The organism is Paenibacillus sp. FSL R7-0026 (genome assembly GCF_038004485.1).
Lineage (GTDB): Bacteria > Bacillota > Bacilli > Paenibacillales > Paenibacillaceae > Paenibacillus > Paenibacillus xylanexedens_A.
Genome location: NZ_JBBORG010000001.1, coordinates 6558314 through 6572400, shown reverse-complemented (window position 1 = coordinate 6572400; position 14087 = coordinate 6558314). Strand labels below are relative to the sequence as shown.

10 protein-coding genes are annotated in these 14087 nt (G+C 48.5%); all 10 read left to right on the top strand.

Going from position 1 to position 14087, the window contains the following annotated elements; genetic code table 11:
- The first annotated feature begins 2 nt into the window (after positions 1–2).
- The 10 genes from MKY44_RS28720 to MKY44_RS28675 all read left to right on the top strand — a co-directional run bounded on the left by MKY44_RS28720 (position 3) and on the right by MKY44_RS28675 (position 13906).
- Positions 3–1994: a DHH family phosphoesterase gene (locus MKY44_RS28720; RefSeq protein ID WP_341009737.1), complete on the top strand. Its 1992-nt coding sequence runs from the start codon at positions 3–5 to the stop codon at positions 1992–1994.
- Positions 1991–2434: a 50S ribosomal protein L9 gene (gene rplI / locus MKY44_RS28715; RefSeq protein WP_341009736.1), complete on the top strand. Its 444-nt coding sequence runs from the start codon at positions 1991–1993 to the stop codon at positions 2432–2434. Before MKY44_RS28720 ends, rplI begins: the two co-directional genes overlap by 4 nt.
- A gap of 1 nt (position 2435) precedes the next feature.
- Complete coding sequence (dnaB, locus tag MKY44_RS28710; protein WP_036611922.1) at positions 2436–3797, top strand: replicative DNA helicase; 1362 nt, start codon at positions 2436–2438, stop codon at positions 3795–3797.
- Between the two features lie 444 nt (positions 3798–4241).
- On the top strand, positions 4242–5528 hold the full coding sequence (locus MKY44_RS28705) for an adenylosuccinate synthase (protein ID WP_091012210.1): 1287 nt from the start codon (positions 4242–4244) through the stop codon (positions 5526–5528).
- Positions 5529–5750: 222 nt separating this feature from the next.
- Positions 5751–6518: a hypothetical protein gene (locus MKY44_RS28700; RefSeq protein WP_341009735.1), complete on the top strand. Its 768-nt coding sequence runs from the start codon at positions 5751–5753 to the stop codon at positions 6516–6518.
- Positions 6519–6802: 284 nt separating this feature from the next.
- A complete protein-coding gene (locus tag MKY44_RS28695) occupies positions 6803–7612 on the top strand; it encodes a class I SAM-dependent methyltransferase (RefSeq protein ID WP_341009734.1) in 810 nt (269 codons plus the stop codon).
- Positions 7613–8098: 486 nt separating this feature from the next.
- A complete protein-coding gene (locus MKY44_RS28690) occupies positions 8099–9631 on the top strand; it encodes a peptidoglycan DD-metalloendopeptidase family protein (RefSeq protein WP_341009733.1) in 1533 nt (510 codons plus the stop codon).
- A 438-nt stretch (positions 9632–10069) separates the two neighbouring features.
- Positions 10070–10792 carry a response regulator YycF gene (gene yycF, locus MKY44_RS28685; RefSeq protein WP_340965367.1) on the top strand — a complete coding sequence of 241 codons (723 nt, stop codon included), beginning with the start codon at positions 10070–10072 and terminating at the stop codon, positions 10790–10792.
- Positions 10792–12642 (top strand): cell wall metabolism sensor histidine kinase WalK, encoded by a 1851-nt coding sequence (walK, locus tag MKY44_RS28680; RefSeq protein ID WP_341009732.1) that lies wholly within the window; start codon positions 10792–10794, stop codon positions 12640–12642. The genes yycF and walK overlap by 1 nt, the downstream gene beginning before the upstream one ends.
- Positions 12626–13906, top strand: a complete 1281-nt coding sequence (locus MKY44_RS28675; RefSeq protein WP_341009731.1) for a YycH family regulatory protein — start codon at positions 12626–12628, stop codon at positions 13904–13906. Before walK ends, MKY44_RS28675 begins: the two co-directional genes overlap by 17 nt.
- The last annotated feature ends 181 nt before the right edge of the window (positions 13907–14087 follow it).

Sequence of the window (14087 nt, the reverse complement as noted above, 5' to 3'; positions counted from 1 at the left end):
TCATGCCTAAATTTCTGAAGAAACGCTGGCACGGCTACTATACCGTATGGGCGTTCATACTGCTGCTGTTGCTCGTTATGTTCGTTACCATTTATAACTGGACGCTTGGTTTGATTAGTCTGATACTGGCTTCGGCGCTGGGAATCGTCATGATTAAGGCGGAGCTCGCGTTCCGCCGTGAGCTTAACGACTACATTAATGGCCTATCTATTCGGATCAAACGGATGGAGGGGGAAGCGGTCAGCATGCTTCCATTCGGAATTGTGCTGTACAGCGAAGATCGTACGGTAGAGTGGCATAACCGCTTTGTCGCGGAGATGTTCCAGGAGAAGACAATGGTGGGTAATCCGCTACTTAATTTGTTTCCCAAACTTCCTCAGCCTAAAGAGAAGAAGGATGGGACGAAGGAACATTCATCCAAGGAGTTGCATGACGAATTCCAGTTGGATGATCGGCATTATGGAGTTATTCATAACCCGCAGGAGCGGTATGTATATGTATACGAGATTACAGAGCTAGCCATTCTTCGTGATAAATATGAAAATGAACGCCTTGCATTGGGAATTCTCGTTCTTGATAATCTGGACGAGGCTGCCCAAGGCATGGACGATCAACAGCGTACAGCGCTGATTGCCCGTGTGACTAGCGAGATTACGTCATGGGCCAAGCGGTACGAAGTGTACCTGCGCCGTCTGTCTTCTGATCGTTATCTGTTGATGCTGAATCATAAGTCTTTGCAGGAACTGGAGCAGAGCCGATTTGTCATTTTGGATGAAGTTCGGGAGATGACTGCTGACCTCAAAGTGCCAATGACACTCAGTGTCGGACTGGCGTTTGGATCGGATAGCATCAGCGAGATGGGAGAACTGGCACAGTCCAGTCTGGACATGGCGCTTGGACGTGGTGGTGATCAGGCTGCCGTGAAGTCCGGACAACGCCTGTCTTTCTATGGCGGTAAGTCTAACGCAGTGGAGAAACGGACACGGGTAAGAGCCCGCGTTATTGCGCACGCGCTGCGTGATCTCATGCAGGAGAGCGATCGGGTGCTCATCATGGGTCACAAAATTCCGGATATGGACGCGATCGGCGCATCCATCGGAGTGTGGAAAGCGGCCAGTCTGTACAATGTGGAAGCACGGATTGTTTTGGATGGAATTAATCCATCGATTGAACGCATGATGGAGCAAGTGAACAAGGATGAGAAGTTGTCCAAAGCATTTGTATCACCGGAACAGGCAACCCAGATGATGACCGAGCACACGTTGCTGGTTGTAGTGGATACCCATAAGGCCTCCATGACCATGGAACCGAAACTGGTACAGTCTGCTACCCGTGTCGTAGTTGTGGATCACCATCGCCGTGGCGAAGAGTTCATCAATGACGCAGTGTTGATCTATCTGGAACCTTATGCGTCTTCTGCTGCCGAATTGGTAACCGAACTCTTGCAATACATTCATGACAAGGTACAATTCACTCCGCTAGAAGCCACGGCTCTACTTGCCGGGATTACGGTGGATACGAAGCATTTTGCACTGCACACCGGGTCCAGAACGTTCGAAGCGGCAGGCTTCTTGCGCCGTAGCGGTGCGGACACCATTATGATCCAGCGGTTGATGAAAGAGGATCTGTCAGAATATATTGCTAAGGCAGAAATCATAAAGCGTGCTAAAATGGTATATGGAAACATTGCGCTGGCGGTCACAGACCCTGGCAGCAAGATTTCACAGATGATGATCGCCCAGGTGGCGGACACATTGCTGAACATGACCGACGTGGTCGCTTCATTTGTGATTAGTGAGCGTCCGGATGGACTGATTGGCATCAGCGCGAGATCGCTGGGGCGCATGAATGTTCAGGTTGTCATGGAACGACTGGGCGGTGGCGGACATTTGACGAATGCTGCCGTGCAGCTTGAAGGAACGCTTGGAGAGGCAGAAAAACGGCTGACGAACGTACTGGCTGAAATCGAAAAGGAAGAGGGGCTGTTCGAATGAAAGTCATTTTTATAAAAGATATGAAGGGTCAAGGCAAGAAAGGGCAAGTGAAAGAAGTATCTGAGGGCTACGCACAGAACTTCCTATTGCCACGGGGAATCGCACGTCTGGCAACGGACGGCAACATGAAGACACTGGACAACCAGAAGGCAGCTGAAGAAAGAATCAAACAGGAAGAGAAAGCGGAAGCGGAAGCACTTGCGAAAAAGCTGGAAGCAGAAGTGACTGAACTGAAAGCCAAGTCCGGAGAAGGTGGTCGTCTGTTCGGCGCCATTACCAGCAAACAGATCGCAGAAGCTTTGTCTAAAAAGGGTCTGAAAGTAGACAAACGCAAAATTGAGCTGGACGAGCCTATTCGTACACTCGGCGTAACACAAGTAACTGTCAAGGTTCACCCTGAAGTGAAGGCAACCTTGAAGGTACAGGTAACGGAAGAGTAAGATGGGCGGAGAAATGTTATTCGACCGGATTCCCCCGCAGAACCTGGAAGCCGAACAGGCCGTGCTGGGTGCAATCCTGTTGCAGGGCGAAGCCCTGATTACAGCGATGGAACGGGTGCAAACCGAGGATTTCTATGATAAGCCCCATCAATTAATCTTTGAAGCGATGATCCAGCTTGGTGAGGGAAATCAACCGATTGACCTCGTGACACTGACTTCGCTTCTGAAGGATAAAGGTGAGCTGGAGGACATCGGTGGCGTTAGTTATCTGGCTAAGCTAGCCCATGGTGTACCTACAGCCGCGAACGTAGACTATTACGCTCAGATTATTGAAGAGAAATCGATGCTGCGTCGCCTGATTCGTACGGCAACACAGATCGTGAGCGAAGGATATACAGGCGGCGAAGATGTTGCAGCGATGCTCGGAGAAGCTGAACGTCGCATTCTGGAGATCTCCAACCGTCGCTCCAGTAGTGGTTTTATAGCCATTCAGGACGTACTGATGGAAGTATTCGATCGTGTGGAAACACTTCATCAGAATAAGGGTACAACGACAGGTATTCCGTCCGGGTTCATCGATCTGGACAAGATGACTGCCGGATTCCAGCGCAGTGACTTGATCATTGTAGCGGCCCGTCCTTCCGTAGGTAAGACGGCCTTCGCCCTGAATATCGCTCAGAACGTTGCCATTCGGGCACAGGAGACGGTAGCCATCTTCAGTCTGGAGATGTCAGCCGCCCAGCTGGTGCAACGTATGATCTGTGCGGAAGCCAACCTGGATGCGAGTGTTATGCGTATGGGTGACTTCAAGGGTGATGAAGACTGGCAGAAGCTGACGATGGGTATTGCAGCTTTGTCAGAAGCCAACATCTTTATAGATGATACGCCAGGGATTACCGTAGCCGATATTCGTGCCAAATGCCGTCGTCTGAAGAAAGAGAAAGGCCTGGGCATGATCCTGATCGACTATCTTCAACTGATTAGTGGACGTGGTAAAGCAGGGGAGAACCGTCAACAAGAGGTATCCGAGATTTCACGTACACTGAAACAGATTGGCCGGGAACTGGAAGTTCCGGTTATTGCCTTGTCCCAGCTGAGCCGGGGTGTAGAGCAACGTCAGGATAAACGTCCGATGATGAGTGACTTGCGGGAATCGGGTTCGATCGAGCAAGATGCCGACATCGTAGCGTTCCTGTACCGGGATGACTACTACAACCAGGAGACCGAGAAGAAAAATATTATTGAGATCATTATCGCCAAACAGCGTAACGGTCCGGTAGGTACGGTAGAACTGGTCTTCCTGAAAAACTTTAATAAATTCGTCAATTACGAGAGGGCGCACAATGACGCCTTCGCGATGTAACGGGCAGGTGCTGACAGCTTCGATCAAGAAGCAAAACCGTCTGTCCCGAAGATCAACCATTAGAGTAACTGAACTCAAACATCTCTTATAAATACCAGATATAGATTCACATTGAAATGGGTATCCTTGAACCGGTGATAGCAGTCAAGCAAGCTTGGACTGATGTCTCCGGTTTTTTGTGTCGATATAATGGGTAAATCCCGAACATTACAGTTGTACTATATCTAATTGTTCGCCATTTGATTTGACTTTGAAAAAGGGTACTGGTACACTAATACTGCTGCGTTAAAGCAGCGCAAACCTTCCCTTGAATGTAACGGAAGGACATTTTTACTGTCCGTTAGCACGCTTCTCAGTCGGTTTATTGCGTAACATGCCTGCCGGGATAGAGGACGGACAGACCAATACAAAGGTGCGCAAGGCACCCACGGAGGAATGTTAACTATGTCAACGGTAGTTGTAGTGGGAACGCAATGGGGAGACGAAGGAAAAGGTAAAATCACGGATTATTTGGCGGAGAGCGCTGATGTGGTGGCTCGTTATCAAGGTGGTAACAATGCGGGTCATACAATTCTGATTGATAACAAAAAATATAAACTGACGATGATTCCATCAGGGATTTTCTACACGGATAAAGCGTGTGTGATTGGTAACGGAATGGTTATCAACCCGAAGGCACTCATCGAAGAAATTAACTATATTCATGACAATGATTTCACAACCAAGAACCTGTCTATCAGTGAGCGCGCACATATCATCCTGCCATATCACATGGTATTGGATGCACTCGAAGAAGAGAGCAAAGGTCCGAACAAAATTGGTACGACTGGCAAAGGAATTGGCCCATGTTACATGGACAAATCAGCTCGTATTGGTATTCGGATGGTTGACCTGATGGATGCTGAAGATTTCGAACTGAAACTGCGTCATCTGGTCAAAGAAAAGAACCGTGTCATCGAGCAAGTCTACGGCGGCCAGCCTGTTGATGTGGAAGAGATTCTGCAAGATTACCTCGGATATGCTGAAATTCTGCGTCCTTACGTACGTGATACATCCGTTGTTCTGAACGAATATATTGATGAGGACAAAAAAGTACTGTTTGAAGGTGCACAAGGCGTTATGTTGGACCTTGATCAAGGAACTTATCCATTTGTTACATCATCCAATCCTTCCGCAGGTGGCGTATGTATCGGTTCTGGCGTAGGCCCGGCTCGTATTCAGCAAGTCATTGGGGTAGCGAAAGCTTACACAACCCGTGTAGGAGATGGCCCATTCCCTACGGAATTGCATGATGCAATCGGTGACCAAATCCGTGAGACTGGACATGAGTACGGTACGGTAACTGGACGTCCACGTCGTGTAGGTTGGTTCGATAGTGTTGTTGTACGCCACGCGCGTCGTGTCAGTGGAATTACAGGTCTGTCCCTGAACTCTTTGGACGTAATGACAGGTCTGGAAACCGTAAAAATCTGCACGGGATACAAATTCCGCGGCGAGGTCATCACACACTATCCGGCAAGCCTCAAAATGCTGGCAGAATGTGAAGCGGTATACGAAGAGATGCCAGGCTGGAGCGAAGATATCACTGGAGCGAAGAAACTCGAAGACCTGCCAGTGAACACACAGAATTATGTAAAACGTGTTTCCGAACTGACAGGCATTCCAATTGCCATCTTCTCCGTTGGTCGTAACCGTGAGCAAACGAATCAAGTACTTCCAATCTACGAGTAATCGAAGAAATAGAGAGATTGTTTCTTGAATTATAAAATAGAATCCTCTGCTGACTTAGGCATGTTAAGCCTCCGGTTGTTGCTTTTATAGCGATGACTGGAGGTTTTTTGTATGTTTTTCGGATATAATCCCGAGATTTCCGTCAATACTGGTTAACAGTAGAGTCACAGACCCCGACATGCGCATGTTAGACGGGTGGGATAATCGGAGGGAGAGAACGGAATGAAGTTGCTTGTGTGGTTTGTTAAAATCTTGCTAACCGTGGTGCTGGTCAGTTCATTAACACTGCTCACGACCGGATTAATTGTACAGTCATATGGGAAGTCGCTACTCGCGAGTTTCAATATTCAGTGGGAAGGTCAACCCATGGGGTTAACCGCCATGTTCCAAGGTGCCTTGGGCGGTAAAACCAGCGAGGGGAACAAATCAGGAAATGAGACAACAGATCAGCCGACAGGAGCGGACGAGGAGCAGGTTCCGGAAGATGCTGTTTCAGTTATGGGGAATGGGACAGAGAGCGGTCAATCTGGCGTAGATGCAGGCATCAATGCGTCCCAAGGGAGTGGTTCAAACGAGGGCACAGGGGAAGGTTCAGGTAGAGATTCGACCGGAGGCTCGAACTCAGGCACAAGTGCAGGAAATGGGACGGATACGGGCACGGGTAATGACTCAGGGACAGATCAGGGTAGTGGTTCAGCTTCAGGCAATGGAACCGGAGCGGCCAGCGGCGGTGCTTCTTCAGGTAATGATGCCATTGTTGTATCACCAGATGACATTACAGGAGCAAAGGACAAGCTGCCAGCAGAGGAGAAAGAAAAAATTTTCAGCCTGCTCATGAACAAGCTGCCGCAGAAAGAAATGCAACAGATCTCAGGCGCCATGGAAGGTGGCCTAACGGAACAGGAACTACGTGAGATTGAACAGGTGATCTCGAAGTACCTGACCAGTGAAGAGTACGACAACCTGATGGAAGTACTGCAAACAGAATAAGATAGGCAGAGAAAGCGGGCGTGCTCCTAGACGAGTATCGCCTGATTCATAATGTAATGGACATGTCGAGGGTGATTAAATATAATCTATTTAAATAAATACTGGAAATGCCTGTAGGAGGGAACAGTGTATGAAATATAAAGGTAAAGAACACAACATATAAAAACGTTCAGGCAACATTGCAGAAACCTCCAGTCCAATTCGTGGACCTCCGTTCATGGGTGCTTTCAAGAGAACCGATGGGCTTTTGTTTATGAATACACTAATTGGAGGTTATATTGAACATGAACTTATATCATTCTAATTCAGAACCATCAGTAAAAAAGTTTACCGAGGCGGCTAAAGAGCGATACGAGCAAGGACTGCAAGAGGCGGAGCAGCCGTTTAGTGGCTGGGATTTTAGCTATGTAACAGGGAGTGAACGACTTCAGAGCGGAATGTTGCCTTGGTCCTATGGAACGATAGCGCGCCGATTGTTGAATCAAACAGAACGATTACTCGACATGGGGACTGGTGGAGGAGAAATGCTGTCCAGACTCCTTCCACTTCCTCCATACACATGTGCGACCGAAGGTTATCTCCCCAATATACCGATTGCAGAGGAACGTTTACAGCCGCTCGGTGTGAAGGTGCTTCCAGTGACTGATGATTCGCAACTTCCTTTTGTAGACGGGGAATTCGATCTGATTCTTAATCGGCATGAGTCGTATGATGAGCAGGAAGTTAGGCGGATTCTATCGGTAGGTGGACTGTTTCTGACTCAACAGGTAGGTTGGTCAGATTGCAGCGAGATCAATGATCGGCTCGGCATTCCTATGCCCGTGGATTACGCTGGATGGGAGCTGGATCGTGCTGTTCTTCAGCTGGAACAGTGTGGATTCCGTATTCTGGAGCAACGGGAAGCAACTCCCGCGCAGCGTTTCTATGATATAGGGGCACTGGTCTATTATCTAAAGACCATCCCGTGGCAAATACCTGATTTCAAGGTAGAACAGTTCCGTGAGCCGTTAATGGATATTCATATAGAGATGGAGCACAATGGATTCTGGGAAGTACAGCAGAAGCGATTTGTAATTCTTGCAGTCAAAGAATAGAGACATAAAAGTTAATTTCTATTGTGGCACTAGATGAAATCCAGTTTAAGATAAACCACAAACAAGTTGTTTACGTAATCCCTTATCAGAGTTGATCTGGTGAGGGATTTTATTTGTGTTTTTATGAAAAATAAAGCATATTTCACTGGGTCTTAGAACCTAGTCTTAATTTGCGAACAAAAGTACATAGTACAGCGGATGTTGAGGCATAATGGGTGATGGACCAGCCGTGCTATCTTATGGATAATTCAGGGAAACCAAGCGGGGCGTGGCTTTGGGGTGTGACGTATAGAGTTGAAATGAGTGTAAAACCTGTGTTAAAGTATACGGGTGTGATAAAAGGTTAAAATTTTGACACTTTTACGAGCGCAGCTAAAGTCCTGATTTTGCGGACACCCAATACAAGTATCAACGAGCATGGGACAGACACGATGGGTGATGTCTTGACAGAAATGCGAACTGAGAAGTGCTGAAAAGGAGAGAATCATGAAAGGTTTCAGAGGCATACGCCAACCGGGAAAAGACCGGGTACACGAACAATCCGGGGAACACCGGACGGCCGAAGACAAAAACAACATGAGCATGTCCACCTTCAGTGTGAATAAGAAGCGCGTTCTGGCCTCGCGCAAATGGATCATTACAGCAGCATGTGGTGTATTCATCGCAGCATCGCTCGGGTTCGCAGGCAAACAATATGTTACTGCAAACACCGTACCGTACTATAAAGTAATGGTTAAAGGTAGCGAGATTGGTACCATTGCAGATGAGGCACAATTACAACAACTATTTACAGACAAAACCGAGGAATATCAAAATAAATATCCGGATGCAGAGATGGTGCTGAACACGGATGGTATCACAACCGAAACGGTAAGAGCGTACAAACCTGAAGTGAACAGTGACGAAACGCTGGACAAACTGGGTGACATGCTGACAGCCTACGCCAAAGGTGTGGAGCTTAAGGTAGACGGTGAAGTCATTGGTATTGTGAAGGATCAGGCAACAGCGGATGCAATCCTGGAACAAGTGCAGAGCAAATACATATCGGCATCGGCTGTGCGAAGTTCGCTTAAGACGAAGTCGGTATCGGCTAACTCCTCGAAGAAAGATGAGGGACCTAGCACAACCCTGAAGTCGGTAGGCATCAAGGAAGATGTAGCGACAGATGTGGTGAAGGCTGATCCAAACAAAATATGGGATGTGTCCGAGGCGGTTAAAGCTTTAACCGTTGGTAAAGACGCGCCTGTAACTTATGTGGTTCGTGAAGGAGATACGATCTCTTCGATCGCTGCCAAGTATGAAATTACACAAAGCGAGATTCGCCAGCATAATCCGGGCATCAAGGAAACGTCGCTTCAAATTGGAGACGAACTGACCCTGACCGTTCCGAAACCGGCGGTTACCGTTAAATCGGTTGAGCAGGTTGTTGAACAGATTGAGATCAAACCGCAAGTGGAAGTGCGCAAAAGTGCCGAGTTGAAAGCTGGTACAACTAAAGTCGTGCGCCCAGGACAAAGTGGTTTAAAAAGCATGCAGTACCGTATAACGAAAGAAAATGGTGAAGTGGTTCAGGAAGAGTGGCTTGGTCAGGAAGTGATTAAAGCAGCTGTAACTGAAGTGGTCCTTAGCGGGACAAAAGTGGTTGGTGAGGGCACAGGTGAATTTGCTTGGCCGGTATCAAATGCAACGATGAGCAGCAGCTTTGGACAACGTTGGGGTCGCCAGCACAAAGGTGTCGATTTGGTAGGTAACCGCGATGTGAAAGCGTCTGATGAGGGTGTAATTACGTTTGCAGGACAGAAAAGCGGTTATGGTAATGTCATCATTATTAACCACCGTAACGGATACGAAACACTGTATGGGCATTTGAACAGCATTGGCGTTAAGGTTGGACAAGTGGTTGAAAAAGGCGAGAGTATCGGCGTTATGGGCAACACGGGTCGTTCGACTGGAACACATCTGCATTTTGAGATTATTAAGAATGGAACGGTAGAAAATCCGTTAACGTATCTGAACTAATATAGAGCTTAAATAGAGCAAGGTTGGCTATAATGCTGGCCTTGTTTTTTGCTGCTGTAAAAAATTTTCAGATGAAAGACCTTCCAAGCCTCTGATCGGGATGTGACGGTGCTTCAGGTATGTTAAACTAGAGAGTATAAACAACGAGCTATATAAGTTGAACTAATTATTTTCACGATAACGGAGAGGACAGAAAAAACCTGAAAAAGCGAAGCGTTCGCCTTTATCCCCGGATTTTCCCTTGAGAAAAGGGAATCGAAAAAATCTGGGGGTAACAGCGATTGGAAGGTTGTTCTGTCATCGTAGTGTGAGTGTAAATATTCTTTAGTTCAACTTATATTAGAGAAACAAATCAAGCAGGATTGGTACAAGCTAAACATAGAAGAGAGATATAAACGCTAACGCGGATTAAGCAGGATATAGGGGTGAAATTAGCCGATGCAGGGGAAGATTTTGGTGGTGGACGATGAACAGCCCATCGCGGACATTCTGAAGTTTAATTTGGAAAAAGAGGGGTACGACGTCATCTGTGCATTCGATGGCATTCGTGCGGTTGAACTGGCGCTATCCGAGAAACCGGATCTGATGCTGCTGGATCTGATGCTCCCGGGCAAGGATGGTATGGATGTCTGTCGTGAGGTGCGCGCTCATCTGGAGATGCCGATCATCATGCTTACCGCCAAAGATGGCGAGATCGACAAGGTGCTCGGGCTCGAATTGGGTGCGGATGATTACGTGACGAAGCCATTTAGTACACGTGAGTTGCTTGCACGGGTGAAGGCACAGATGCGCAGACGGCAAAAACTTGCGATTACGGCAGAAGCGCACGAAGACGAAGAGAAGCAGGTCATGCGGCTGTTTGATCTGGCTTTTGATATGGACATGTATACGGCTTACAAAGGCGGGGAACCGCTCGATCTGACCCACCGTGAGTACGAACTTCTCTATTATATGGCGAAGCATTCCGGCAAGGTTATGACACGGGAACATCTGCTGCAAGCGGTGTGGGGATATGAATATTTTGGTGATGTACGTACCGTGGATGTAACGATTCGTCGTCTGCGTGAGAAGATTGAGGAGAATCCGAGCAAACCGGAAACGATTCTGACACGCCGCGGGCTCGGTTATCTCGTGCGCAGTGCCAAAAGCGTGGGGATATAATGGGACGATTCGCGCGATTCTCGTTCTTCCGAACGATTCAGGCGAAATTGATCATTATCTATGTACTGCTGATTCTGATTGCGATGCAATTGATCGGGGTTTATTTTGTGAGCGCGATGAAGAACTCACTAACGAGCAACTTTACGGAAGACTTGCAGGCGCGTGCGGAAATGCTGTCGGTTCTCGTGGGGGAGACGATGGCGGGTGGAGAAGCAGAGGCCGGCGAGGACAAAACGGAAAATCTGCGTGTGCTGGTGAACAACCTGTTCAACATTAACGGTGCCGAGATTCAGGTGCTGGATGCCAGCGGCAAGGTACTCACGACCTCGCTAAGTTCACATTCGGACTATGTCGGGCGCAAAAATACCCAGACCGTTGTCAGCCGTGCGCTTCAAGGCATTCGGGACAATGAGGAATATATCGTGGACGAGGATAATGTTCGCAAAAAGGTCGTCGCCAAGCCGGTGCTGTCCGGCGGCAAGATCATTGGCGCGGTCTACATCGCGGCATCCATGAACGAGCTGTATTCCACGATGGAGGGAATCAACAAAATCTTTATCTCCGGCATTCTGATTGCCTTGGTGTTAACGGCGGTGCTTGGCGTGATCCTGTCCCATACGATTACACAGCCGATTAAGGAAGTGACTCGGAGAGCGACAGCGGTCGCAGAAGGTAACTTTGATCAGCAGACACCTGTATTTGGCACGGATGAGATTGGTCAGCTCAGTCGGGCTTTTAACTATATGACCAGTAGGCTTCGGGATGCACTTTCACTGAATGAAGAGGAAAAGGAGAAGTTGACCTCCATTCTGACGAATATGAGTGATGGTGTGGTGGCTACGGATGAGTACGGTAAAGTCATTCTCGTAAACCGTCGTGCCAGCAGCATTCTGGGTATGCATCCTGCGGATATTGAAGGAAGACACTTTGCCATATTACTCGGCATTGATCCGGAGGATGCGGAAGCCCTTGCGAGTGGTTTCACAGGATCAACTTTGCTGCAGATTGCACCCGCAGGACAAGAAGAGCCTGTGGTCATTCGGATGACGTTCACACCGGTTCATCGACGTGAACGGGGAATCACGGGAACCATTGCCGTACTTCAGGATGTTACCGAGCAGGAAGAACTTGAAGCATCCCGGCGTGAATTCGTAGCCAATGTATCCCATGAACTGCGTACACCACTGACTACGATCAAGAGTTACGCGGAAGCACTGGATGACGGTGCACTGGAAGATCCGCAGCTTGCCGGTCGTTTCGTTGGTGTTATTCAGAACGAGACAGAGCGAATGATACGACTGGTTACGGATCTGCTGCATTTATCGCGGCTTGATTCCAAAGAGGCTTTGCTACGGAAGCAGCCAACCGACATCCTGGAAATGCTGGAGGAAGTGACGGATCGATTCTCATTCCAGATGCATCAGAAGGATATTCAGCCTGTGCTGTCTGTAGAGAATGATATTCCGGCTGTTCCGCTGGATCGTGATCAGATTGATCAGGTGCTGGATAATGTCGTGTCCAATGCGCTTAAATATACATTGGAAGGCGGCACCATTACGATTGCGGCTAGACGCAGTGATGAACACACACTTGCCATCTCGGTATCGGATACCGGGATGGGTATCCCACAGCGTGATTTGGAACGCATTTTTGAGCGGTTTTATCGGGTGGACAAGGCTCGTTCCCGCAGTATGGGAGGCACAGGGCTAGGACTGTCCATTGCCCGGGAAATTGTGAAGGCACATGATGGCAGCATTTCTCTGGAGTCTGAAGTAGATGTCGGAACGACAGTAACGTTCACACTGCCGATGCGTGAGAAAGGGGGTGAGCACCTTGAAGGAACGGATTAAATCCTTGGTGCTTGCTGCCCTTGTTGTAACCAGTCTGGTTCAGAGTTATTTTCTGATCTACCGTTTACCCGGAGGCGGGGATTCCATTGTGACGTCAGAGACGAACTATGTGAAGACGGAAAATATGGGTCAGGAACGCAATATTGAAGAATTGATCTTCCCCGATCAGATGATTATTCATCTGGGCGAGGATAAACATACGGTGTTTTACCCTGGCAATACGTTCTATCAGTTGATCTATTCACGGTTACAGGGGCGGGCGTTCGATGATTTTCAGCGCCGGAGTGTGCAATCGGTGAACTGGGATCAGATTCGCAAGGAGAACCCTGGGTTTGAGCTATCGTTCAAAGAAGGTATTCCCGTAGCATTGTTACAGCGGGTGATGAGGCTTGGGACGGATTCCTTATTCCAAGGGGAGACGATTAACCGAATCTCGATCTATACGTCCAAAAATGAAACGAAGGCCCATGCGCTGTTCTTCAGCGCCAAGGGAGACGTGGTATACGAAGCAACGCAGGCGGACCTGACAGTACAAGACGTGCAGCAGCATGTTGACTTCGGTACGAACTGGACGCCATATACCTTGATGGATGGCGGGTATTATATCCCGGCGGAAGCTCTGGAGACGATTGAGGCGGATGTGCCAACAGGTCAGTTCACGGTTGAGCAGATGCAGCGTAGTCTGTTCTTCGATCCAAGCATGACCCGGAACATACGGGAAAAAGATGGATCGGAGATTTACACGGATAGTAAACGTAGTCTGCAGGTAAAACAGGAACAGCGCTGGATCAGTTACACCGATCCGGCTGCACCACCTGCGGGACAGATTGATTCCGCGAAGGATGCGCTGTCTGCAGTTGATTTTGTGAATCAGCATGGTGGCTGGAAAGGCCGGTCACGCATGATGCTGGAGACCGCCGACAGCAAGACGCAGCTTGAATTCCAGCAGTATTATGGCAGCTATCCGATTATGGATTCCATGCAGTTCCGCTTTGGCACGATCAGCATGGAGATGCAGCAGGAGACGGTTTCCAGTTATGAACGATCACTGGAATACCTGAACGAAGGTGCAGAGACGAAGAAATCGGTAAAGTTGCCTGGCGGAGACAAGCTGAAGGCTCTTATTAAAAAGGTCGCAGGTGAGAATCGCCAGGTTGTGGACGTATACCCGGCTTATCGTCCTTCTTCGATTGAGGACGGACTGAAGCTGATTCCGGTATGGGTGATCCGCTTTGGAAACGGGGAGGAAACCACCGTTTCTTGATGGGTTGTAGGGTAATGGAGTCATTCGATATCCGAGCAAGGTGTAAGGTCACACGATAACGGAGAGGGCAGAAAAAAGCTGGAGAAGCGAAGCGTTCGCCTTTATCGCCGGATTTCTCCCTTAGGAAAAGGGAATCAAGAAATCTGGGGATAACAGCGATCGGAAGGTTGTTCTGACCGCG